20 protein-coding genes and 2 pseudogenes are annotated in these 23,748 nt (G+C 31.1%); 14 read left to right on the top strand and 8 right to left on the bottom strand.

The window, feature by feature from the left end; all coding sequences use genetic code 11:
• Positions 1-708, bottom strand: a complete 708-nt coding sequence (locus O1U_RS01170) for a DUF445 domain-containing protein (protein WP_034411308.1) — start codon at positions 706-708, stop codon at positions 1-3.
• Positions 709-1,070: 362 nt separating this feature from the next.
• Between O1U_RS01170 and htpG the strand changes: the two genes are divergently transcribed.
• The 3 genes from htpG to hemH all read left to right on the top strand — a co-directional run bounded on the left by htpG (position 1,071) and on the right by hemH (position 4,782).
• Positions 1,071-2,972, top strand: a complete 1,902-nt coding sequence (gene htpG, locus O1U_RS01165; RefSeq protein WP_016503584.1) for a molecular chaperone HtpG — start codon at positions 1,071-1,073, stop codon at positions 2,970-2,972.
• A 134-nt stretch (positions 2,973-3,106) separates the two neighbouring features.
• On the top strand, positions 3,107-3,751 hold the full coding sequence (adk, locus tag O1U_RS01160) for an adenylate kinase (protein ID WP_016503583.1): 645 nt from the start codon (positions 3,107-3,109) through the stop codon (positions 3,749-3,751).
• A 68-nt stretch (positions 3,752-3,819) separates the two neighbouring features.
• Positions 3,820-4,782 (top strand): ferrochelatase, encoded by a 963-nt coding sequence (gene hemH, locus O1U_RS01155; protein ID WP_016503582.1) that lies wholly within the window; start codon positions 3,820-3,822, stop codon positions 4,780-4,782.
• A gap of 100 nt (positions 4,783-4,882) precedes the next feature.
• On the opposite strand, the gene fusA is transcribed toward hemH, so the two are convergent.
• The 3 genes from fusA to O1U_RS01140 form a co-directional block, all read right to left on the bottom strand.
• Positions 4,883-6,970, bottom strand: coding sequence for an elongation factor G (gene fusA / locus O1U_RS01150; RefSeq protein ID WP_016503581.1), 2,088 nt, complete (start codon positions 6,968-6,970; stop codon positions 4,883-4,885).
• Positions 6,971-7,093: 123 nt separating this feature from the next.
• Positions 7,094-8,458 (bottom strand): DNA repair protein RadA, encoded by a 1,365-nt coding sequence (gene radA, locus O1U_RS01145; RefSeq protein ID WP_016503580.1) that lies wholly within the window; start codon positions 8,456-8,458, stop codon positions 7,094-7,096.
• 85 nt (positions 8,459-8,543) lie between these two features.
• Positions 8,544-9,410, bottom strand: coding sequence for a phosphotransferase (locus O1U_RS01140; RefSeq protein WP_016503579.1), 867 nt, complete (start codon positions 9,408-9,410; stop codon positions 8,544-8,546).
• A 318-nt stretch (positions 9,411-9,728) separates the two neighbouring features.
• On the opposite strand from O1U_RS01140, the gene rplY reads away from it, so the two are divergent.
• Both rplY and O1U_RS01130 read left to right on the top strand, forming a co-directional pair.
• Positions 9,729-10,007 (top strand): 50S ribosomal protein L25, encoded by a 279-nt coding sequence (gene rplY / locus O1U_RS01135; RefSeq protein ID WP_016503578.1) that lies wholly within the window; start codon positions 9,729-9,731, stop codon positions 10,005-10,007.
• A 175-nt stretch (positions 10,008-10,182) separates the two neighbouring features.
• Positions 10,183-11,780: pseudogene (locus tag O1U_RS01130) on the top strand (BCCT family transporter).
• Between the two features lie 87 nt (positions 11,781-11,867).
• Here O1U_RS01130 and O1U_RS01125 read toward each other — a convergent pair.
• Positions 11,868-13,229: a DegQ family serine endoprotease gene (locus tag O1U_RS01125; protein ID WP_034411311.1), complete on the bottom strand. Its 1,362-nt coding sequence runs from the start codon at positions 13,227-13,229 to the stop codon at positions 11,868-11,870.
• 131 nt (positions 13,230-13,360) lie between these two features.
• On the opposite strand from O1U_RS01125, the gene zapE reads away from it, so the two are divergent.
• The 8 genes from zapE to O1U_RS01085 all read left to right on the top strand — a co-directional run bounded on the left by zapE (position 13,361) and on the right by O1U_RS01085 (position 19,711).
• Positions 13,361-14,473, top strand: a complete 1,113-nt coding sequence (gene zapE / locus O1U_RS01120; RefSeq protein ID WP_016503575.1) for a cell division protein ZapE — start codon at positions 13,361-13,363, stop codon at positions 14,471-14,473.
• A 260-nt stretch (positions 14,474-14,733) separates the two neighbouring features.
• Positions 14,734-15,162 (top strand): 50S ribosomal protein L13, encoded by a 429-nt coding sequence (gene rplM / locus O1U_RS01115; protein ID WP_016503574.1) that lies wholly within the window; start codon positions 14,734-14,736, stop codon positions 15,160-15,162.
• 17 nt (positions 15,163-15,179) lie between these two features.
• Positions 15,180-15,575 carry a 30S ribosomal protein S9 gene (gene rpsI, locus O1U_RS01110; protein ID WP_016503573.1) on the top strand — a complete coding sequence of 132 codons (396 nt, stop codon included), beginning with the start codon at positions 15,180-15,182 and terminating at the stop codon, positions 15,573-15,575.
• Between the two features lie 297 nt (positions 15,576-15,872).
• Positions 15,873-16,457 carry a ubiquinol-cytochrome c reductase iron-sulfur subunit gene (gene petA, locus O1U_RS01105; protein WP_016503572.1) on the top strand — a complete coding sequence of 195 codons (585 nt, stop codon included), beginning with the start codon at positions 15,873-15,875 and terminating at the stop codon, positions 16,455-16,457.
• A 12-nt stretch (positions 16,458-16,469) separates the two neighbouring features.
• Positions 16,470-17,735, top strand: a complete 1,266-nt coding sequence (locus tag O1U_RS01100) for a cytochrome b (RefSeq protein ID WP_034411481.1) — start codon at positions 16,470-16,472, stop codon at positions 17,733-17,735.
• Positions 17,732-18,472, top strand: a complete 741-nt coding sequence (locus O1U_RS01095; RefSeq protein WP_034411315.1) for a cytochrome c1 — start codon at positions 17,732-17,734, stop codon at positions 18,470-18,472. The genes O1U_RS01100 and O1U_RS01095 overlap by 4 nt, the downstream gene beginning before the upstream one ends.
• 84 nt (positions 18,473-18,556) lie before the next feature.
• Positions 18,557-19,201, top strand: coding sequence for a stringent starvation protein SspA (gene sspA / locus O1U_RS01090; protein WP_016503569.1), 645 nt, complete (start codon positions 18,557-18,559; stop codon positions 19,199-19,201).
• A 21-nt stretch (positions 19,202-19,222) separates the two neighbouring features.
• Positions 19,223-19,711, top strand: coding sequence for a ClpXP protease specificity-enhancing factor (locus O1U_RS01085; RefSeq protein ID WP_034411317.1), 489 nt, complete (start codon positions 19,223-19,225; stop codon positions 19,709-19,711).
• On the opposite strand, the gene O1U_RS01080 is transcribed toward O1U_RS01085, so the two are convergent.
• The 3 genes and pseudogenes from O1U_RS01080 to O1U_RS01070 form a co-directional block, all read right to left on the bottom strand.
• Complete coding sequence (locus O1U_RS01080) at positions 19,665-20,282, bottom strand: BON domain-containing protein (RefSeq protein ID WP_016503567.1); 618 nt, start codon at positions 20,280-20,282, stop codon at positions 19,665-19,667. The genes O1U_RS01085 and O1U_RS01080 overlap by 47 nt on opposite strands.
• A 2-nt stretch (positions 20,283-20,284) precedes the next feature.
• On the bottom strand, positions 20,285-20,875 hold the full coding sequence (locus tag O1U_RS01075; protein WP_016503566.1) for a phosphoheptose isomerase: 591 nt from the start codon (positions 20,873-20,875) through the stop codon (positions 20,285-20,287).
• Positions 20,876-20,958: 83 nt separating this feature from the next.
• Positions 20,959-22,751, bottom strand: a pseudogene (locus O1U_RS01070) (penicillin-binding protein activator).
• 84 nt (positions 22,752-22,835) lie between these two features.
• On the opposite strand from O1U_RS01070, the gene rsmI reads away from it, so the two are divergent.
• On the top strand, positions 22,836-23,696 hold the full coding sequence (gene rsmI, locus O1U_RS01065) for a 16S rRNA (cytidine(1402)-2'-O)-methyltransferase (RefSeq protein ID WP_040356495.1): 861 nt from the start codon (positions 22,836-22,838) through the stop codon (positions 23,694-23,696).
• The last annotated feature ends 52 nt before the right edge of the window (positions 23,697-23,748 follow it).

The following is a 23,748-nucleotide window of genomic DNA, read 5'->3' as shown; positions in this document are numbered from 1 at the left end:
CTACATTTGAATAAATGATGAAATGATACCAATCAAACCACCGAATAAACCTCCCCAAACTACTAACCAGCCTAAATGTTCTTTGATTATTTTTTTTATCATTTCTTTAACTAATTTTGGTGTCAGTTCTTTTAAGCGTTTTTCAATAATATGAGTTATATTTTCCTGAATATCTTTTTTTATCAAAGAAGTATGAAGTTGTTCCTGAATTATGTTTTGTATTTCTTTGCTTTGAGTAATCTCAATTATTGATTTTTTTACTTTTCGGACAAAAGGTTCTTTTAATGGATATAATGCTTCCTTACCACCAAACATGTTTAACATTCCTCCAAATGAGGACTCACTAATTACTTGTATTAAAGAACTAAAAGTTGGCTCAAAATTAATTTTATTTAAAATTAATTTAAAATCTATTGATTTATTATGAAATAGTTCTTTTTTCATAATGGTATCTATATTCTCTTTAGTAAAAAATTCTTCCATCATTAAATTTTTAATTGAAGATTTAAACTCCTTAAATTTAGAAGGAATAACCCCAGAACCATAGATATAAGGAATTTTCTCAAATAGCATATAGACAGCTAGATAATTAGTGATTGAACCTGAAAAAGCAAATAATCCAGTATAAAAAAAAAGTTGATTATTCAAATAATAACTTATGCTGAGTATAGATAATGCAATAATGTTAGTAAGTAAACTTTTATTCATAATTTTAATTATTTTAATACAATTTCTATCATTCTAAGAGATTTTTCTTTTTTGGAAAAGTTATTATGAGTATAGTTTTTTGGGGAGAGTTGAAAAGATTTACTTGGTAATGATTTAATTTGTACTATTTTATAAAATAATCTAGTTTTATCATGATTAAAATATACTTAATATAGAATTAAACATTCTATATTAAGTAGAGTTCGATTTTTAATACTCAATATAATAAATTTTTTTATGAGCAATAACCTTGAATTTAATTTTGTGATCCCCAAGTTAATCGAAGGGATATTATGAAGTGTTTTAGTCCTTATATATTTTAAAACACATAAAAATTTATCTATTATGGAGCTAAAGCTAGTATGAGTGAAATGGCAACGAAAAATAAGGAAACTCGCGGCTTTCAATCGGAAGTAAAACAGTTACTTAACCTTATGGTTCATTCTCTTTATTCAAATAAAGAAATTTTTCTGCGCGAGCTAATTTCAAACGCGTCAGATGCGTCCGATAAGTTACGTTTTCGAGCATTGTCAAATCCAGAGCTTTATCAAGGTGATGGGGACCTTAAAGTAAAATTATCCTTTGATAAAATAACCAATACATTAACAGTTTCAGATAACGGTATTGGTATGAGTCGAAATGATGTAATTGAACATTTAGGAACAATTGCTAAGTCAGGTACTTCAGAATTTTTTTCTAATCTTTCAGAAGAGCAAAGTAAAAATTCTCAATTGATCGGTCAATTTGGTGTTGGTTTTTATTCAGCATTTATCGTCGCTGATTCTGTAACTGTGCGTACTCGTTCTGGTTTGTCATCTAATAATGGGGTGGAATGGCATTCGTCAGGAGAAGGTGAATATACTATTGAAAATATCATTAAAGAATCTCGGGGTACGGATGTAATTTTACATATGCGTGAAGAGGGAAAAGAATTTCTTAATGAGTGGCGTTTACGTGAAGTGATTAGTAAATATTCTGATCATATTAGTATTCCTGTTTGTATGATGACTAAAGTTAAGGATAAAAAAGGTCAAGAAACTGAAAAAACAGAATGGGAACAAATTAACAAAGCACAAGCCCTTTGGACAAGAAACAAATCAGACATAAAAGAAGAGGAGTATAAGGAATTTTACAAGCATGTTTCGCATGATTTTAGTGATCCAATGCTTTGGAGTCATAATCGTGTAGAGGGGAAAAATGATTATACCAGCCTGCTTTACATTCCTTCTAAGGCACCATGGGATATGATGAATCGTGAACATAAATCTGGTCTTAAGCTATATGTACAGCGTGTATTTATTATGGATGATGCCAAACAGCTAATTCCTGCTTATTTGCGTTTTGTTCGTGGTTTAATAGATTCGAATGATTTGCCTCTTAATGTTTCTCGAGAAATTCTTCAAGATAATAAAGTGACCCAGTCATTACGTAGTGCCTGTACTAAGCGTATTCTTGCTCTCCTAGAGAATTTAGCAAACAATGATGCAGAGAAATACCAAAAATTTTGGCAAGAATTTGGAATGGTTATGAAAGAAGGTCCAGCAGAAGATCTTGTAAATAAGGAAAAAATTGCTGGATTACTCCGTTTTTCTTCAACGAAATCAGACTCTTCTAAGCAGACAGTAGGATTTCTTTCTTATATTGATCGAATGAAAGAAGGGCAAGATAAAATCTATTACTTAACAGCAGATAATTATGTGACAGCTAAAAGCAGTCCCCATTTAGAACAGTTTCATGCCAAAGGTATTGAAGTAATTTTAATGGTTAATCGTATTGATGAATGGTTAATGAATCATTTAACTGAGTTTAATGGTAAAAAATTCCAATCTATAACTAAATCAGGTCTTGATTTAAGTCAATTTGATGATAAAACAAAACAAGAGAAGCATAAAGAAACAGAAGAGGAGTTTAAATCTGTTATTGAACGTATTAAGGAATACTTAGGCGACCGAGTTAAGGAAGTTCGAATAACATTTAAATTAGCAACAACACCAGCTGTGGTGGTTACTGATGATTTTGAAATGGGAACACAAATGTCTAAGCTTTTAGAATCTGCTGGTCAGGAAGTTCCTAAAGTAAAATATATATTTGAAATTAACCCAAAGAATGAGTTAGTAAAATGTATGGCAGATGAACCTGATGAGCGGATTTTTTCTTATTGGGTTGAAGTGTTATTAGGTCAAGCTATGTTAACTGAACGTGGTTCGATTGAGGATCCGTCTAAGTTTTTAGTTGCTATTAATACACTGATCGTAAAAACATAATTTTCTAAAATAGAAATCTAATAAAGCTTGCATAATTATGCAAGCTTTATTATTTATTGAACTATTCCAATTAAATTGGATATACAAAGCAATAATTTCAGTATTACTTATAATTTATTTAAATGGAATTAGATATGCGTATTATTTTTCTAGGTCCTCCAGGTTCAGGTAAAGGTACACAAGCTCGATTGCTTATGGAAAGGTATCATCTCCCAAAAATATCACCAGGTGATATTTTGCGTATTGCTATTAAAAAAGAAACTAAACTAGGGAAACGAGCCAGAGCAATAATTAATTCTGGCAATCTAGTTTCTGATAATATTATATTAAGTTTAATTAAGGATCGGATTGCTCAAAAGGATTGTTATAAAGGTTTTATATTTGATGGTTTTCCTAGAACGATCTTGCAAGCTAATTCATTAAAGGAAATGAAAATAACTATAGATTATGTTATTCAATTAAATATTAGCAATGATGAAATTGTAAAACGTATAGCTGGTCGTCGTATACATCTCGCTTCAGGTCGTACTTATCATACAATTTATAATTTACCTAAAGTTGAAGGTAAAGATGATATAACTGGAGAAAAATTAATCATTCGTAATGATGATAAAGAAGAAACTATTCGTGCTCGTTTAAGTATATACTATGATCAAACAGCTCCATTGAGTTCTTATTATCTTGAAGAAGCTAAACTTGGTAATATAAGGTATTTAAAGTTTGATGCTGAAAAAAAAGTAACTGAACTTACTAATGATATCAAGAAAGCATTAATATAATTTCCTTGTAGAGGTCTTTTTAATATATATGGACTGTAATTATTAATTAATATTTTATATTTTAAATAATGAAAAATAGCAATAACTTAGGTGTTTTGCTAGTTAATCTTGGTTCCCCTAGTAAACCAACGATGACTGGAGTTAGTCTTTTTCTAAGACAGTTATTATCTGACAGGCGAGTAATAGACATAAATGCTTGGTTGTGGTATCCCATTTTGTATGCTCTAGTATTACCTATGCGAGTTAAGAAAGTAACAAAGTTATATCAAAAAATTTGGATGGATGAAGGTTCACCATTAATTTTATATACTCAGAGACAAGTACAATTATTGAATAAAAGGTTGAAATTACCAGTGTCATCAGGTATGACCTATGGTTCACCTAGTTTAGAGAGCGGAGTGCAAGAACTATTATCTAAAAAAGTTACAGATATTATTATATTGCCTCTTTTCCCTCAATATTCTAGAACAACAACTGCTGCAGTTTTTGATAGATTAGTAAAAGTGTTTAAGAAAATCCCTTTAATTCCGACGTATAGGTTAATTTGCAATTATCATAATCATCCTTTATATATTAAGGCATTGGCTCACAGTATTAGAAAGTCATGGAAAAATAATGGAAAAGGAGATTATTTACTATGTTCATATCATGGTATTCCGGAATCTTATGTAACTAGAAGTGGAGATATTTATCCTAGTTTTTGTAAACAAACAACAGATTTACTTGCGCAAGTATTAGAATTAAAAAGCAAAGAGATTGGTTTTTCATATCAATCTCGTTTTGGCAGAATAAGATGGTTAAGTCCATATACAGATAAAATCCTCAAAGAACTTCCAAATCAAGGAATCAAAAATGTCGATGTTTTAGCTCCAGGTTTTTCATGTGATTGTTTAGAAACTTTAGAAGAAATTTTAGTAAGATATAAAAATAAGTACATGGAAGCTGGAGGTCGTAAATTCACCTATATACCTTGTTTAAATGATTCAACTCTACATATTGAAATGATAGCCTCACTTGTGAGTAAATCATAAAGAATGATTCTATCATATAAAGATTCAATTACAAACTTTAAACCATCTGCTTTCAATAGAAATACTAAGAGCTAATATGGTTTAAAGTTAAGTATATTACTTATTTTTTGCTATTTTTCTCTTTTTTTGTAGCGATTATATCTTCAGCAATTTTGTCAGGACATTTTGTATAGTGATTAAATTCCATAGAAAATTGTCCACGACCAGATGTCATGGTACGTAAATGGCCAATATAACCAAACATCTCTGATAAAGGTACATTGGCTTTAATACGTACTCCTGTAGCAGTCGATTGCTGATCTTTAATTATTCCGCGACGACGATTTAGATCACCAATTACATCACCAATATGATCTCCTGGAGTAAACACATCAACGTACATTATTGGTTCAAGGAGTTTTGGATCTGTTTTAGGCATAGATTGTCTGAATGCATTTTTTGAAGCAATTTCAAATGCAATGGTTGATGAATCAACCGAATGAAAAGCACCATCAAATAGTTCAATCTCAATATCTAATATTGGGAAACCAGCTAAAATGCCATTATTCATCATTGATAAAAAACCTTTTTCTACTGCAGGTAAAAATTCTTTAGGGACATTTCCACCAACGACTTTTGAAGAGAATATAAAACCAGAATTTAATTTACCTGGTTTTATGCGATAATCAATTTTAGCAAATTGACCAGCACCACCAGACTGTTTTTTATGTGTATAACTATCTTCGACAGTTTGTGTAATAGTTTCCCGGTAAGCAACTTGAGGAGCACCAACATTTAGTTCAACATTATATGTACGTTTTAGAATATCAATTTTAATGTCTAGATGTAGCTCTCCCATACCTTTAAGGATAGTTTCCCCTGTTTCATTATCAGTTTCAACTTGAAAAGATGGATCTTCTGCAATCATTTTATTAAGTGCAACAGCCATTTTTTCGGAACCTCCTTTATTTTTTGGGGATACAGCAATTGAAATGACTGGACTTGGGAAGATCATTGGCTCAAGTGTGCATTTGTTTTTAACATCACATAAAGTATGACCGGTTTGCACATTTTTCATACCTACAATAGCAATAATATCACCAGCTTGGGCATTAGTCAGCTCATTGCGTTCATTGGCCTGCATTTCAACCATTCGACCAACACGTTCTGTTTTATTGGTTGTGCTATTGAGAATAGTATCTCCTTTATTTAGACAACCTGAATAGATGCGGATAAATGTCAAGCTACCGAAACGGTCATCCATAATTTTAAATGCTAGGGCACGAAAAGGATTATCTTCAGATACTGTAGCCATTTCTCCAGTTGGTTTTCCTGTTTCGGGATTTATTAAAGGTTGAGGATTTACTTCTGTTGGAGAAGGAAGATAATCTACAATTGCATCTAGAATTAGTTGCATACCCTTATTTTTAAATGCGGAACCGCAAAAAGTGGGGAAAAATTCTAAGTTTTTCGTACCTTTTCGGATACAAGTTTTAATATTTTCAATAGAAATCTCTTCGCCTTCCATATAAGATTCCATTAGATAATCATCTTGTTCAACAGCTGTTTCAATTAGTTCTTTTCGATAAATTGTAATGCTTTCAAGCATATCTGATGGAATATCTTGAATTTCATAATTTTCAGGAAAATCTGTTTCATCCCAAACATATGCCTTAAGATTTAATATATCCACCACGCCAATAAACTGATTTTCTTGACCAATTGGGACTGTCATGACTAATGGATTAGCACCTAGTAGGCTTTTTATTTGTTTTACAACATTGAAAAAATTAGCACCAATACGATCTAATTTATTAATAAAAATTAGACGAGCAACATTGGATTCATTTGCATAACGCCAATTAGTTTCCGACTGAGGCTCCACACCACCAGATCCACAAAATACACCAATACCTCCGTCGAGGACTTTCAGAGAACGATATACTTCTACGGTAAAATCTACATGTCCAGGAGTGTCAATAATATTCAGACGATGGTTATTCCAGAAACAGCTAACAGCTGCAGACTGAATAGTAATACCACGTTCTGCTTCTTGTTCCATAAAATCAGTAGTTGATTCTCCATCATGAACTTCTCCAGTTTTATGGATTTGACCCGTTAGCTTTAAGATACGCTCCGTAGTAGTAGTTTTCCCTGCATCAACGTGAGCGAAAATACCAATGTTTCTGTATTTTGATAAATCTGCCATTGTATATACTCTGTTTATTATAAAATAAAATCACACGAGGATTATATCATAGTCTTTTAGAACTAATAGCTTTATCAACGTAATATTCTCAGATAATATATAAACATATTAATTTATATTTCATTATAATTTATCAATAATCTTAATTGCTTCTGATAATTTTTTAACGCTGTAGGTTTTTAAACTATATGTTGTGTTTTTTTGAACATTAGCTGAAGGAATAATTGCTTTTTTAAAGCCATGTTTAGATGCTTCCTTTAAACGTTCTTGTCCACTAGGTACTGGACGAATTTCTCCTGCAAGACCTACTTCACCAAATATTATTGTATCTTTTGGGAGCGATTTATTTTTGAAGCTAGAAAGTAAGGCTATTAAAATAGCTAGATCTGCACTAGTTTCTGTTATCTTCACACCACCTACTACATTAACAAATACATCTTGATTAATAATTTCTAGGTCGGCATGTTTATGTAAAATTGTTAGCAATAACGATAATCGATTTTGTTCTAAACCAACTGAAATTCGTCTAGGATTATTGGCTTGTGCTCGGTTAACCAAAGCTTGAACTTCAATAAGTAGTGGACGAGTTCCTTCCCAAAGGACCATAATTGAACTGCCAGGAATATCTTCTTTCTCTTTAGATAAAAAAATTGCAGAAGGATTATGTACTTCCTGTAATCCGTAGCTTGTCATAGAAAAAACACCAAGTTCATTAATTGCTCCAAAGCGATTTTTTTTACTACGAAGCATTCTAAAGCGACTATCAGCACTACTGTCCAGCAATATAGAACAATCCACAATATGTTCAAGTATTTTTGGACCAGCTAAAGTTCCATCTTTTGTCACATGTCCTACGATAAATACTGTGACATTGTTTTGTTTTGCATAATGGGTTAGTGCCATTGCTGATTCACGTACTTGAGTTATGCTTCCAGGAGACGATTGTAATTCAGTAATACGCATAACTTGAATTGAATCTATAATCATCACTTGAAGTTGCTCTTTTTTAGCAATTTCGCAAATTTTAGTAATATTGGTTTCAGATAACATTTTTAGGTGTTTTTTATGGAGTTTTAATCGAGATGCACGCATAGCAATCTGTTGGAGAGATTCTTCTCCAGTGACATATAAAGCTGTTGTTTTTTCTGATAGCATGGATATCATTTGAAGTAATAGGGTAGATTTGCCCGTCCCGGGATTTCCGCCAATTAGAATAGTAGCCCCTGGAACAATCCCACCACCTAAAACTCTGTCAAGCTCTTTAAAACCGCTTTTAAGACGAGGGAGTTTATGCAAATTAATATCTGATAATATTTGTATTTTATTTTCAGTTTTACTGGATGATTTTTGTTTACTATGATTAGAAGGTTTTGCTAATTTGATTTCACTTATAGTATTCCACATTCCGCAAATGTTACAATGTCCATGCCATCGAGGGAAATTTGTACCACAATCACTACAGATATAGGAAAGTTTTATTTTCTTCATAGTATACTAATTATATTTTTTTGTTTCTATTAATGAATTAAGAAGTATTGCAATTGATTATGATATAGTGCATATATGTTAGATATTAGTAATAATCTATTAAATAATCTTTAAGTTTTTCTGCCTCGGATAGGTGTTTTAGGTTATTCCATATTTGATAATTGAGTAAGTACCATAACATTACCATCATGATTGCTCTTGGCTTCCATAGTAAAACACCTGCAATCCAATCATTTGTTTTTACGATTTTACGAAGTTTGCAATAATAGGATACAGATTTAAAAACTTCTTCATTAGCTGCATTAATACTTAATGCTAAATCTAAACGAGGATCGCTTATTGTAGCATATTCCCAATCAATCACTTTATTTCCTAATATTGTATTCACCATATTATATGTTGTTAGGTCAAAGTGACATAATGTATTATTAATGCTAGGTAAATTAGGTATATTTCTCCAGTGATTATATAATTTTTGATATTTATGAGTTTTCAATTCATTTCTAATTTGTGACCAATAGTGATCCACTTTTTCTATGAAATTAAATCTAGGAATATGAATATTATCTATATTTAATTCATGTATTTTAACAATGATTTTAAGAACGGAATTAAAACTTGTTTTAATAACTCTTAATGAATCTCCTTCAATCCAATCAACAAGGATGCCTTGACTATTAACAATAATTGGCTTAGGAGCAATTAAGGTAGATTGAATGAAAGAAAGTACTTGGAACTCTTGAAATTGAGAAATTAGAAATGCTTTTTTAACAGCAGGTATCTTAAATCTCCAGACATACTTATTGCCGTTAGAAAAGACTACTTTGTAACAATAGTTTGTTAATCCTTCAGAAAGAATTTGCACGTAACTTGGAGATTTTTTGAATAATCTCTTTATCGTCAATAAAGAACTATTAAGCTGACATGCTTTTTTCCATAATATCTTTGACATAAGACTCTTTATTTTTTAGTAAAGCTATTCTAATAAAATGTACTTCTATTTTTTTAACTTGAAATTAATTCAGTTTATATTTCTGATATTTAGGTTTCTATTTTCTATAGAAATAAAGTTAATTACCCGAAGTGAAATTTTATAAAAAATTATTGCTCAATTAAATAGCTAATGTTACTATCCTGGAATTCATTATAAGTTACTTATTCACGTATCTATTCGTGTTTTAATGTTTTTTAAATCTATTGGATTGAATTTCTAAATGCGAAAATTTATTTGCTTTTATTTAAATTTTAAATTGGAGAATGTAAAAGACTTATGAAATTAGAAGGAGTAGTCCGTGCTGAGCTTGGTAAAAGTGCTAGTAGGCGTTTGCGTCAATCTGGTCAGTTTCCAGCAGTTATTTATGGAAGTGAGTTTCCACCAGTTTCTATTGCACTAATACATAGTGATGTTATTAATCAAATAGATAAGTTCAGTTTTCATATTTCAATTATCCTAGCAATTGGTAGTGAGAATATCAAGGTTAGGTTGAAAGATATTCAACATCATCCATTTAAGCCAAAAATTGAGCATATGGACTTTATCCGTATCTAGTAGATTTAAAAAGAAATAAAATTAGGCGTCGATGATTTCAGTTATACGATAAAATAAAGGCTAGCCTGTTTTTATTTTCTACATTTTTTTTCTAACCTTAAAGATATACTTCTACTTTTAGATTTCAGTATGGCTTTCATTTTTTAAAAATCTATTTAATTGAAAGAGAAAAAAAATTACCGATAAATATAGCATTGATAATGCTAATTACACTGTAGGTCAGGATAATATAAAAAAATGGGGATTTGATATTCATGGTCCTGTATTTATTGTTAGTTTTGCTTTAATTGTTTTATTTTTATTGCTGACATTGTCGTTTGAAACTAATTCCATTCAAACTGCATTACTTAACTTAAGACAATATATTGTTGAGACCTTTGATTGGTTATTTGTTTCCTCAACTAATGTTTGTGTTATATTTTGCTTCATTCTAATTTTAAGCCCATATAGTAAGATTCGTCTAGGTGGTAAAAACGTAACCTCAGATTATTCTTTTTTTCTTGGTTATCAATGTTATTTGCAGCTGGTACAGGTGTTGGTTTAATGTTTTGGGGTGTTGCAGAACCTGTTGCCCATTTTATTGGTTGGTATGAAACTCCTCTCAATGTTACTGCTAATTCAGATGAGGCTGCTCATCTTGCATTAGGAGCAACGATGTACCATTGGGGATTACATCCTTGGTCTATTTATGCTGTTGTTTCCCTTTCTTTAGCCTTTTTTACTTATAACAAAGGTTTTCCACTAGCTATCCGCTCAGTATTTTATCCATTGCTAGGTGATAAAACTTGGGGTTGGATAGGTCATCTTATTGATATCCTTGCAACACTTGCAACCATTTTCGGTTTAGCAACTTCATTAGGTTTAGCTGCACAGCAAACGGCAAGTGGTATTAATCATATTTTTAATCTGAGAATTAATATAGAACTGCAAGCTTTTTCAGTTATTATTATGACTTTTTTAGCCATTATTTCTGTAGTATTTGGAATTAAATCTGGTGTCAGAATTATCAGTAATATCAATATAATAATTGCTTTTATTCTTTTAGTTTTTGTTGCTTTAATGGTTTATATTGTATCGTTAGTATCTATTCCAGAAACATTGATATCCTATATTACCAATATTATTCCTTTGAGCAAGGTATATGGGCGTTCAGATGAGACTTGGTTACAACATTGGACTATACCTTATTGGGCTTGGTGGATATCTTGGTCTCCATTTGTAGGTACTTTTATTGCTCGTATATCTAAAGGGAGAACAATTCGTCAATTAATTATTTCAGTACTTCTTATACCAAGTTCCGTAACATTAATTTGGATTTCTGTATTTGGTGGAATAGCAATTAATCAATTACAAAGTGATATTGGTATACTTGGCAAAACCGTTTTATCAAATGCATCACTTGCCATGTTTGAATTGCTTGATTCTCTTCCATTTGGAACAGTATTATCAAGTATGACAATTGTATTAATATTAGTTTTTTTTATTACTTCTCTTGATTCCAGTTCTTTAGTAATAGATAGTATTACATCAGGTGGAAAGGTTCATGTTCCAATTCGACAGAAGGTGTTTTGGACTTTTTTAGAAGGAACCATTGCTATGATCTTGCTATGGATTGGTGGAAATAAAGCAGTTCATGCACTGCAAGCCGGAGCAATTTCAACTGCTTTGCCATTTAATTGTATGCTGTTAATAATGTGTATAAGTTTAGTTATGGCAATAAAAACTGAACAAAAAAATAAAAAACTATATCCTAAACCTACATATATCCTGTAGTTTAGTTTCTAACAGTTCAAAGCAGTTCAATCCATACATGCATGCATGATTAATTATGAAGTCATTTTTTTAGTTATAATAATTTTTTTATTTCACTACTAAGTAAAGATTTCGATTACCTCGTTGGATGTTAAGTGCTAGTATGTTTGGTTTTTTATCAATCACTGAACGAAATTCTGCAAGGTTCTTAATTCTATTACGATTTACAGCTATAATGATGTCATTTGGTTTTAACTGATATGCTTCTGCATTTGATCCTTGAGAAACGGAAGTGATTTTAACTCCTTGTATAAAATCTTTTTCAGTAGTATTAGCTAATTCTGCTCCAGTTAATCCTTCATGCAGGTTACCAGCAGAAGTTTTATTAAGTGATTCTTCAGATAATGTCACATTAAATTGTTTAAACTTTCCATTCCTAATAATACCTAAAGTGACCTTTTTACCAGGTCCAACAGTAGCTATCTTTGCTCTTAGTTCTCCAAAGTTGTTAATTTGTTTTCTATTAATTTCTACTATTATATCTCCTGCTTTTAATCCAGCTTTATCTGCAGCGCTATCAGGTTGAACTTGGGCAACAAAAGCACCTTTGCTGGATTCGTAACCTAGGGCTTCAGCTAAATCTGAAGTGACTTCTCCACCTTCTATACCTAGCTTCCCTCGTTTAACTTCACCAAATTCTTTAATTTGTTCAATGAGATTTTTCATCATGTTTGACGGAATTGCAAATCCAATTCCAACATTACCACCATTTGGACCTAAAATAGCCGTATTAATACCGATAAGCTCACCATTAAGATTAACTAAAGCACCTCCAGAGTTACCTGTATTTATAGCTGCATCAGTTTGGATGAAATTTTCAAAATTTCCAGTATTAAGCCCACTTCTTCCTAGAGCAGAAACAATACCAGAAGTAACAGTTTGTCCTAAACCGAAAGGGTTACCAATCGCAACTGCAAAATCTCCAACACGAAGATCATCTGAATCAGAAATTTTAATTTGAGTAAGATTTTTTGCTTTTTTAAGCTTTAACAGTGCAATATCAGATAATTGATCACCACCAATCGGTTTAGCATCATATTCTTTACCATCATGCAGTTTAACTCGAATTTTTTCTGCACCATCAATGACATGGTAATTAGTTACAATATGGCCTTGAATAGCATTGATTATTACACCAGATCCTAATCCTCTAAATGGACGCTGAAGTTTTTTTGTTGGAAAATTTGGGCCAAAGAAAAAATAAAATTGTTCAGGTAGATTTTGATGTGATACACGGGTACCTTCCACAGAAATTCTAACAACTGCTGGAGTGACTTTCTTTAGCATTGGTGCGAGACTAGGTAATTGCTTACCTTCTATAGATAAAGGTAAAGCGACACTGTCTTGTAACAAGAGAAAACTGGCTAGGCTAAAGAACAAGAGAGTTAGAGTAAGAAAGGATTTTTTCATCTGATCAATTCCTATTGATAATTACACTCATTTATGGGATAAGATGGTATCTTATAATACTATTCTTTTAAAATTTAATAAAGAGAATACTTTGGCTTTGCCTAGTGAAAGATAAAGGGTACTTAGCTTGTATGATGCTTAAAGAAAAATATCAAAATGATTTTTTAAAATTAGGCTTTAAAAAAGATTCTTTTCAAGAAAACATAATTGATATATTAGATAATTTATCCTTAGATGTTATTGAGTATTTTAGAATAGAAACTTCTATTCAATTTTTAAGTTTTTTTAAAAAACTATGTAGAAAGAAAATTAAAAAGAATAAACCAAAAGGTGTTTATTTATGGGGAGGAGTTGGTCGAGGCAAAACATATTTAATGAATTCTTTTTATGAGATTTTGCCCATAAAAAAGAAAATCCGGTTGCATTTTCATAGTTTTATGAATCGAGTTCATGAAGAACTAAAAACATTAAATGGTTTAAATCCATTAGAGTTATTAGCAGATAAGTGGAAATTAGAAATAGAAGTAATTTGTTTAGATGAGTTTGTCGTTTCAGATATCTCTGATGCAATGATTCTATCAGTCTTGTTAAAAGCGCTATTTGATCGTGGTATTATTTTAGTTATTACTTCAAACATTCAACCAAATCATTTATATCGAAATGGATTCAATCGAGAGCAGTTTCTTTCGGCGATTCATCTAATTGAAAAAAATTGCATTATAATAAATATTCGTAATAATATCGATTATCGATTATTAATGTCGAAGCAAGCAGAGAGATACTATTATCCATTAACTAAAAGTAATAATAAAAAACTGATTATATGCTATAAAAAACACCTTAAAATAGCCAAGACAACGCCAAAAAATAAAATAAAAATTAATAATCACTATATAAAAATTATTGGAGAAACAGGAGGGCTATTGTATGCAACATTTGAGCAATTATGCCAAAGTAATCGAAATCAAAATGATTATATTAAAATATCAATGAACTACCATACAGTATTACTTGCTAATGTAAAACAAATGAATCATACTCTTGACGACGTAGCTCGTAGGTTTATTGCTTTAGTCGATCAATGTTATGAATGCTGTGTCAAATTAGTTATTTCTGCTGAAGTCCCTTTAGAGCTACTTTATTCTGAGGGTCAACTTAAATTCGAGTTTGAGCGTTGTTGTTCCAGATTAAATGAGATGCAAAGCAAACGTTATTCATCCAGAAAACATTTGTTTTACAAATAAGTTTGGTTTTTCTAATTTATGTATAGCATTTTTGAAAAAATAGCTGTTTTTTCTTTCTGTTTTCTTCTATACTCCAGGCTTGTATATTTTAGGTTAATTATAATGTTTGAAAAAAATTTTATAGTCTAGATAGTTTGGGATTATTATTTCATTCATATATGCTTAAGGTATTGAGGTAGTTCTGTTTTAATCAAAAATGTTACGAATTGTTGTCAAATTCATTTCTCAAGTTATAAATTTTAATAGGTAATTTAGTTGGTATGAAAACTTTCGTTGTTAAGCCTGAGAACATAAAGCGTGTTTGGTATCTTGTGGACGCTAAAGAAAAAACTCTTGGCCGTATAGCAAGTAGAATCGCCTCTGTTCTTCGTGGTAAACATAAGGTTGAGTATACTCCTCACGTTGATTCTGGTGATTATATCATTGTTATTAATTCAGGAAAGATTAATGTTACTGGTGATAAAGCTAAAGGTAAAATTTATCATCGTCATTCTGGATTTCCAGGTGGTTTAAGATCCATTACTTTTTCAGAATTAATTAATATGAAACCTAATATGGTGTTGGAATTAGCTGTTAGGGGTATGTTACCACATGGTCCTCTTGGGCGTGCAATGTATCGTAAGATGAAGGTATTTGTTGGTGCTGAACATAATCATACTGCCCAACAACCAATAGTACTAGAAATTTAAATTTGGAATTGTAAAAGATGGCATCATATAATCAATACTATGGCACTGGTCGTCGTAAGACTTCTTCTGCTCGTGTTTTTATTAAACCCGGCACTGGCGATATTTTAGTTAATAAACGGAGGCTGGATATTTACTTTGGTCGTCCAACTTCTTCTATGGTTGTAAAACAAGCTTTAGAGTTAGTTGAATTGATTGGAAAACTAGATTTATATATTACTGTTAAAGGTGGTGGAATTTCTGGTCAAGCAGGTGCTATCCGTCATGCCATTGCTCGTGCTTTAATGGAATATGATGCGTCTTTGAGGCCTGTTTTGCGTTCAGCAGGTTATGTTACTCGAGATGCTCGTTGTGTTGAACGTAAGAAAGTTGGTTTTCGGAAAGCTCGTCGTCGTCCACAGTTTTCTAAGCGTTAATCTTGTCTAGTTCAAAGTAACTATTTAGCGTTGCTGAATTTAGTTTTATAATCTAATCAGTATGGATTTTTATTGTTTTAAGCCTAGCTTTGTCCTAGGCTTTTTGCTTTTATCTTGATATTTTTAAATAAAAATCTGCTTTTTTCTATTGAAAACAGTTTTTCTTTATTCTTGTCAAAAAGTAGACTTTTATTTATTATCTTTTATTAAATAGATATCAGTTTCATGTTTTTTGTTGTCATACTTTGATTAAACGTAAAAATTAGATTATTTTTAGCAGCTAGGAGAATGTTTAAGATGAGCGATTCCCCTTCAAATAAAAGTCGTAGGCAGTTTCTGATTTCAATAACAGCAGTTTTTGGTAGTTTTGCTCTTCTCTCAATTGCAATTCCTTTCATTAAATCTTGGAATCCAAGTAAGAAAGCTAAGGCTGCTGGAGCCCCTGTTGAAATTGATATAAGTAAACTTCAGGAAGGAGAAATGATTCGTGTGAAATGGCGCGGAAAGCCAGTTTGGGTGGTTCGTCGTACACAATCAAGTCTTGATAATTTATTAAAACTTAATAATCAACTTCGTGATCCGAATTCGAAAGCAGATCAACAACCTGTATATGCTCAAAATACTTATCGTTCAATTAAGCCTGAATATTTTATAGCTGTTGGGATTTGTACTCATTTAGGTTGTTCTCCTTCCTATCTGTCAAAAAAATTCTCTGAACAAGTGCAAGGAGTAGAATCTGGGTTTTTTTGTCCATGTCATGGTTCAAAGTTTGATATCGCTGGAAGAGTATTTCAAGGAGTACCGGCTCCATCAAACTTAATTGTTCCTAAACATATGTATTTAAGCGATACGCAAGTTGTTATAGGTATTGATGAGAAGTAGGAAATTATAATGATAGCAGCACTATTTGATTGGATTGAAAAACGTCTACCAATGATGGATGCTTATAAGAAGCATATGTCAGAATATCCAATGCCAAAAACATTTAATTTTTGGTATTTTTTTGGTGTTCTAGCTATGATTGTGTTAGTTAACCAGCTTGTTACTGGAATATGGTTAACTATGAATTACATACCTTCTAATGAAGAAGCTTTTGCTTCTATCGAGTATATTATGCGTGATGTAGAGTATGGTTGGTTGTTGCGCTATATGCACTCGACAGGTGCTTCATCATTTTTTATTGTAATTTATCTGCACATGTTTCGTAGCTTAATTTATGGTTCTTATAAAAATCCACGTGAAGTAGTATGGCTATTTGGTATGTTGATTTTTGTAGTGCTGATGGCTGAAGCATTTATGGGATACTTATTACCTTGGGGACAAATGTCTTACTGGGGAGCACAAGTAATAATTTCCTTATTCAGTGCTATTCCAATTATTGGTGATGATTTATCGCTATGGATTCGTGGTGATTATGTTGTTTCTGGTGCCACATTGAATCGTTTCTTTGCCTTGCACGTTATAGCTTTACCAATTGTTTTGCTATTGCTTGTTGTATTGCATATTCTAGCATTACATGAAGTTGGCTCAAATAATCCTGATGGAATTGATACCAAATTGAAAAAGGGTAGTTTAGGTAATAACTATACTGCTCCATTTAAATTCCATGATACTTATACAAAGAAATATGATATTATTGACTCCGTTCCTTTTCATCCATATGGAACAGTTAAGGATCTAATAGGAATAGCTATTTTTCTGTTCTTTTTTTGTTATGTCTTATTTTTTAATCCTGAAATGAGTGGCTATTTTCTTGAACATTCTAATTTTGAGGCTATGAATCCATTAAAGACACCAGAACATATTGCTCCAGTATGGTACTTTACCCCTTTTTATGCAATCCTTCGTGCAATACCTGATAAATTGTTAGGCGTTTTATCAATGGGAATGTCAATAGTGGCTTTGTTTATATTACCTTGGTTAGATCGTTGTAGTGTACGTTCTTTTCGTTATCGTAGTAAATTACATTTACTTAATATTGCTCAATTTTCTTTTAGTTTTATTGCTCTTGGTATCTTAGGATCTTTACCAGCAACCCCAACCTATACATTACTAGCTCGAATTTTTAGTTTGGGTTATTTTATGTTCTTTGTACTTTTATTCATTTATAGCAAAAATGAAAAAACTAAGCCATTGCCAAATAGGTTAATTTTTAAATGAATAAGTGGATGCTGTTATTTTTGCTAGTATTTATTACATTACCACTTTTATCTGAATCTGATGGTATATCTTTAGATAAAGCAAGCAATGATCTATCCAATCAAGCTTCATTACAAAATGGTGCTAAGATTTTTATGAATTATTGTTTTGGTTGCCATTCTACTCAATATCAACGTTATGAACGAGTTGCTAATGATATTGGAATTCCTTTTGAATTGATGGAAGAACATCTAATATTTAATTCTGAAGCAAAGCTGGGTGATTTAATTAAAAATGCAATTCCAGAAGATTTATCAGCTAAATGGTTTGGAATTTCACCTCCGGATCTTACTCTTGTTGCTCGTGTTCGTGGTATAGATTGGTTGTATACTTACTTACGTTCTTTTTATTCTGATCCTTCTCGTCAGTTTGGTGTTAATAATGTTGTTTTTCCAAATGTGAGTATGCCTCATGTTTTAGAAGAGTTACAAGGTATTACAAAGCCTATTTATAAAACTATGATTGTGGATGGAAAAAAAGTTGAGGTAATAGTCGGAGTCCAGTCTGATGGTACGGGTGAATTGAACGAAGAAGAATATGATCAAGCTGTGTTAGATTTGGTTAATTTTTTAGAATATTCATCTGATCCCATTAAATTGGAGCGTCGTGTTATAGGTTGGTGGGTCATGGCTTTTTTAGTTCTGTTTACTATTGTTGTTGTATTGCTCAAAAAAGAATATTGGCGTGATGTTCATTAATTATTGTGATAATATTCTGCCTTTACTCTAGGTTATTTTATCGATGTAAAAATAAAGTAATCTAACTATTTTTTGGAGGGTTCTATGGCTCTAATTGCCAATAAGCGTTCTGTAATGACTTTATTTTCAAGTCCATCTGATATGTATAGCCATCAGGTTCGTATTGTTTTGGCTGAAAAAGCTGTGAGCGTTGAGGTTGAATTAGTTAATGATAATGAGGAAAATACCCTTCCTCCTGAGTTAGTTTCATTGAATCCTTATAAAACAGTACCTACTCTTGTTGACCGTGAATTAGCACTTTATGATTCTAAAATTATTATGGAGTATTTAGATGAACGGTTCCCTCATCCTCCTTTAATGCCTGTTTATCCTGTAGCTCGTGGCAGTACTCGCTTAATTATTTATCGTATCGAGCGTAATTGGTATTCTTTATTTAGAAAAGTGTTATTGAATAATAGTTCTAAAAAATCTGATGATGCTCGTAATAAGCTCCGTACTGAATTACTAGCTCTTGCTCCTATATTTTCTGAATATCAGTATTTCATGGGTGAAGAATTTAGTTTGATTGATTGTTATTTAGCTCCCTTATTATGGCGTCTTCCACAGTTAGGTATTGAGTTACTCGGTGTAGGTTCAAATGACATAAAAGTTTACATGAATCGTGTATTTGAACGTGATTCATTTCTAGCTTCATTAACAGAAGTTGAGCGTGAGATTCGCTTAATTTAATTCCTGAATGGTCCTTACAATATGAATATTTTAAATTTTAAAATGATACCTTTTCGTCCGTATATTCTTAGAGCATTCTATGATTGGTTAGTTGATAATAGGTTAACACCCTATCTTGTTGTTAATGCAAATGTTTCTGGGGTTTCTGTCCCTGAACAATTTATTAAGAATGGTCAAATTACTTTTAATATTTCTACTAAATCAGTAGTTAATTTAGAGCTTGGAAATGATATGATTAAGTTTAATGCTCGTTTTTCTGGTTTTTTTCATTCTGTAGTAATTCCTTTGGATGCTATTCAGGCTATTTATGCACATGAAAATGGTATAGGGACAATGTTTCATCCAGAAGAAACTTACTTTAAACTGCTTAAAAAAACTAATAATATTACTGTTACTAGTGGTAAAATTTCACATTCTTCTTTGAAAGATAGTAGTATTGAAAAACCTCATGATAATGATCCATCTAATTTTGTAAAGAAAGGAAAATCTCATTTAAGAGTTGTAAAATAAATATAAAATAGCTGTTTTTATAATTTAAACGCATGTATAACTTTTTTACTCCTGATGTATTCCGTGCTATACGAATTGCTATTTCTGCTTCTTTTTTAGATACAGCTCCAAATAAGAAGACTTCTCTATCTTCAGTGAAGATCTTGATCTTACTATTTCTTAAAGTAGAGTTGTTTGATAGGCTTGATTTAACTCTGACAGTAATCCAATTATCAAAATTAATTTGACTAATGGAAAGTAATGGTTTATGTCTAACTTGATCGTAGATAACAGAAACCCCATCTATTTTCTTGACTTGATTTTTAAAAGAATTTAGGGAGCTTTTGTTGGTTGATTGCCCTATTAAAATTACTGTAGAATTATATGAAATTCCTATAATTCTCACTTTTCCTTTAAAGGGAAATTCATTGTTTAATCCTGCAATTTGAAATTCTATATTTTTATCATTTAAAATTGTTTTAAGTTTTTTGCTATTGATTTTAATAGTTTCAGTATTATTAAAAAATGGAGTAGTACAATTTGATAATAACATTGGTAATAAAAGGAGTATTACATATTGAGATAATTTCATGATTAATTTTTATTAGCTAGAAATAATACTTGATCAATAAGATTGCATAAACAATGTAAAGTTACCATATGAACTTCATGAATCCGAATTGTTCTATAAGATGGAATACGAATTTCAACGTCATATTCACCTAGCAGACCAGCCATTTCACCTCCATCTTTTCCTGTTAATCCAATAATTCTTATATCTTTAGTTACAGCAGCTTCTATAGCTTTAATAATATTTTTACTGTTACCACTAGTAGAGATTGCCAGTAAGGTATCATTTGTTTGACCAAGTGCACGTACTTGTTTGGAGAAAATTTCATGGTAATGGTAGTCATTAGCTACAGCAGTCAATATCGTATTATCTGCTGTAAGAGCTATAGCTGGTAAACTAGGACGTTCAGTTTCAAAACGATTTAATAAACATGAGACAAATTGTTGAGCGTTCGTAGAAGAACCACCATTACCACAACATAAGATTTTGTTTCCATTAAGTAATGTCGAGATCATTATCTTTGCAGCTTGTGCAATAGATTCTGGTAATACTTCAGCTGAGGCAATTTGAATTTGAATGCTTTCTGTAAAATTATCTTTAATGCTTTCTAGCATTAGAGTATCCTTAAATTCTAGTAATTCTATATTTTAAATAAAATAAAAAGCATTATTATTATAATCTTAATACCTTTTAAGAGTCAAAGACCATGCTTAGCCCAAGTCATTTTACGTTGTATTACGCATTGATTATTAACACTTAGTATACCAGTTTGTCCTTGAATAGAATAATCAGATATGATTTTCATTTTTGGTAATTGTTGTATTAGTGTATATGCATCTATACCTAATGCTTGCAAGCGTTTTTCTGCGTTGGAATTTTTCCATATTTTTTCCATATTTTTTTTAATAATATGTTTTTGTTAATTAGCCATGGAATATCACTATATTCAATGCCAGTTAGGTCTTCATATTGCGTACTGCTATTATTGCTTAAGGAGTTAGAAAATATTTTTGGTGGTTGAGTATCAGGATTAATTGCAACTTCAATAAATGGCTTTATCAGTGTAAGTTCAGAGCCATTTGCTACAATGTAGACTGCATCAATATCACGATAACTGCGTGGTTGGCTTTTAAGTTCTAGTTTAGTTAACGATTTTATTTGAGCGATGTTTTGTTTGCTTTTTTCTAATCCAAATGCCGAGTTAATATTTTTTTGTAATTGGTTTTTATTGCCAAAGAATTGAACCTTCACTGCACTAAGGCTATGTTGACTCCATTCTTTAATGAATGCTTTTACTACTTGATTACCTAGATTTCCTTCAGGTGCTAGAATTAGTGGATGATGAAATCCTTGTTCAAATAAATGTTTTGCACCTTGCATAACTTCTTGTTCTGGTGATAAGGTTAGATAGCAAATATGCTCGTTTTCAGAAAAGCTTTCAGGAATATTTAAGGCTAATATTGGTATATTTAGCTTTAATTTAGCCTGGATTTCTTTAAAGAGTTGAACTTTTTCTTTTGTTAATGGACCAATTATAAAATCAATATTTTTTTCTATTAAAACAGATTTGAGTTGTTGATGAGATATGTTGTTAGTATCAATAAGTGTTAATCTTGCATTTGGATTTTTCTCATTATCATTCCTCATTGCTATGATAAAACCATTACGAATAAGCTGAGCTTGTTTAGTTAAATGTCCCGATAATGGGAGTAGTAATATTATGTTAGTAGGTTCTACTATCTCGAGTGTTAGAATATCAATAATATTTTTTGGGGGATAAAGTGCTGCTGGGTGATTAATATGTTGTATTAACCATTTTTTTAGTAAATTTTTAAGTTTCGGTATATCATCTCCTAGAGTTTTCATATATACAGTAAGTTGAATCCAACCATCTAAAATATACCCTTTAGGTTTCTTATTTAGATTTATAATTTCTTGTTTATTGTATTGATTTAAGTTTTGCCAAATCATATTTGAAATGATGGTTTTTTGATTTTCTTTTACGCGATAAGTAAGTTTTATTAATTCTTTACTAGCAGAGATATAATCATTTTGTTTAGTAAATAATTCCGCTCTAAGTCTATGATAATTTTTCCATTGTTTATTTGGCAAGTTCCACTTTTGAGAAAAATTTAATACAGATAAGCTTTTTTTTGGCTGTTTTTCTATCATTAATATTTTTGCTTTTGCTAGTTGCCATTCAGCTTCTTGCATTTCAGATAGTGATTGTTTTTCTATATACTTAAGCAGAGTTCTTGCTAAATTTAGTTCTTGATTGTTGATAGAAGATTTTAGTGCCATAATCAGCTTATTGTTTTTTACATTATTTTTCTTACTTTTATTTGCTTGAATCAGATACTCTTGTGTTGATTTTTTTATATCTAGGGTGGGTTCTGTAGATAAGTCTTGCATAGTAGATGAACAGGCTATGGTTATAAGTATTATACATGTGATTAAAAATATTTTGTAAATTGCTTGGTAATTTTTCATAATTAATAAGTTTTTAAGCTTCTTGTATAGAGATAATTTTAAATTATTAAACATTTTTAAAAAAATGATAAAAAGTGATAATAAATTTTTTCAAAGAATTCAATTCTTTATATTGTGCCTACTCCAATTGGTAACTTAAGTGATATTAGTCAACGTGCAATCAATATTTTGTCGAGTGTAGATGTTATTGCAACTGAGAATATTTATCATTCCCGTAAGTTATTTTCTTATTTTAAGATTAAAACAAGAACTATTTCTTTTAATGATCACAATGAAAAGAAAAAATCGCAAGTATTAATTGCAAGATTATTAAAAGGTCAATCTATTGCATTAGTATCTGACGCTGGAACGCCTTTGATTAGTGATCCTGGATATTATTTAGTGAATCAAGCTCATAACACTGGTATTAAGATCGTTCCATTGCCTGGTCCATGCGCTGTAATTACGGCATTGAGTGCATCCGGTTTGCCGTCTAATCAATTTACTTTTGGGGGATTTTTGCCAGAGAAAAAAAAAGCTCGTAAAGATAAATTATTGGAAATTGTTAAAGTTAAGCATACCTGTATTTTTTATGAATCTCCCCATAGAATTATTGAATCACTAAAAAGCATGTTAGATATTTTTGGACCCGAAAGACAGGTGGTTTTAGCTCGTGAACTTACTAAAATTTTTGAAACTATTCAAAGCATGCCTCTCGGTAAGCTTGTGAAATGGGTTGAAAAGGATATATATCAGCAACGTGGAGAGATAGTATTGTTAATTCATGGATATAATATGGAAGATTCAAATATTAATGAATTACCAGAAGAAGTAACTCGTGCATTAACAATTTTAGTTAATGAATTATCATTTAAAAAAGCTATATCAGTAGTATCTAAAATTTACAACTGTAAAAAAAATGTGCTTTATAAATGGGGATTAATTAACTTGATAACTAAATATTAACTGTAGTTAATCATTAGAAATTAGAATTATCATAGATATGAAATAGCCTTCG

Source organism: Candidatus Photodesmus katoptron Akat1, assembly GCF_000478685.1.
In the GTDB taxonomy this organism is placed as follows: Bacteria; Pseudomonadota; Gammaproteobacteria; order Enterobacterales; family Vibrionaceae; genus Vibrio; species Vibrio anomalopis.
This window is presented reverse-complemented; position numbering and strand designations above follow the sequence as displayed.

Coding starts and splice junctions, on each gene's coding strand:
- O1U_RS01170 (WP_034411308.1), bottom strand. CDS start 708: ATGAATAAAAGTTTACTTACTAACATTATTGCATTATCTATACTCAGC.
- htpG (WP_016503584.1), top strand. CDS start 1,071: ATGAGTGAAATGGCAACGAAAAATAAGGAAACTCGCGGCTTTCAATCG.
- adk (WP_016503583.1), top strand. CDS start 3,107: ATGCGTATTATTTTTCTAGGTCCTCCAGGTTCAGGTAAAGGTACACAA.
- hemH (WP_016503582.1), top strand. CDS start 3,820: ATGAAAAATAGCAATAACTTAGGTGTTTTGCTAGTTAATCTTGGTTCC.
- fusA (WP_016503581.1), bottom strand. CDS start 6,970: ATGGCAGATTTATCAAAATACAGAAACATTGGTATTTTCGCTCACGTT.
- radA (WP_016503580.1), bottom strand. CDS start 8,458: ATGAAGAAAATAAAACTTTCCTATATCTGTAGTGATTGTGGTACAAAT.
- O1U_RS01140 (WP_016503579.1), bottom strand. CDS start 9,410: ATGTCAAAGATATTATGGAAAAAAGCATGTCAGCTTAATAGTTCTTTA.
- rplY (WP_016503578.1), top strand. CDS start 9,729: ATGAAATTAGAAGGAGTAGTCCGTGCTGAGCTTGGTAAAAGTGCTAGT.
- O1U_RS01125 (WP_034411311.1), bottom strand. CDS start 13,229: ATGAAAAAATCCTTTCTTACTCTAACTCTCTTGTTCTTTAGCCTAGCC.
- zapE (WP_016503575.1), top strand. CDS start 13,361: ATGATGCTTAAAGAAAAATATCAAAATGATTTTTTAAAATTAGGCTTT.
- rplM (WP_016503574.1), top strand. CDS start 14,734: ATGAAAACTTTCGTTGTTAAGCCTGAGAACATAAAGCGTGTTTGGTAT.
- rpsI (WP_016503573.1), top strand. CDS start 15,180: ATGGCATCATATAATCAATACTATGGCACTGGTCGTCGTAAGACTTCT.
- petA (WP_016503572.1), top strand. CDS start 15,873: ATGAGCGATTCCCCTTCAAATAAAAGTCGTAGGCAGTTTCTGATTTCA.
- O1U_RS01095 (WP_034411315.1), top strand. CDS start 17,732: ATGAATAAGTGGATGCTGTTATTTTTGCTAGTATTTATTACATTACCA.
- sspA (WP_016503569.1), top strand. CDS start 18,557: ATGGCTCTAATTGCCAATAAGCGTTCTGTAATGACTTTATTTTCAAGT.
- O1U_RS01085 (WP_034411317.1), top strand. CDS start 19,223: ATGAATATTTTAAATTTTAAAATGATACCTTTTCGTCCGTATATTCTT.
- O1U_RS01080 (WP_016503567.1), bottom strand. CDS start 20,282: ATGAAATTATCTCAATATGTAATACTCCTTTTATTACCAATGTTATTA.
- O1U_RS01075 (WP_016503566.1), bottom strand. CDS start 20,875: ATGCTAGAAAGCATTAAAGATAATTTTACAGAAAGCATTCAAATTCAA.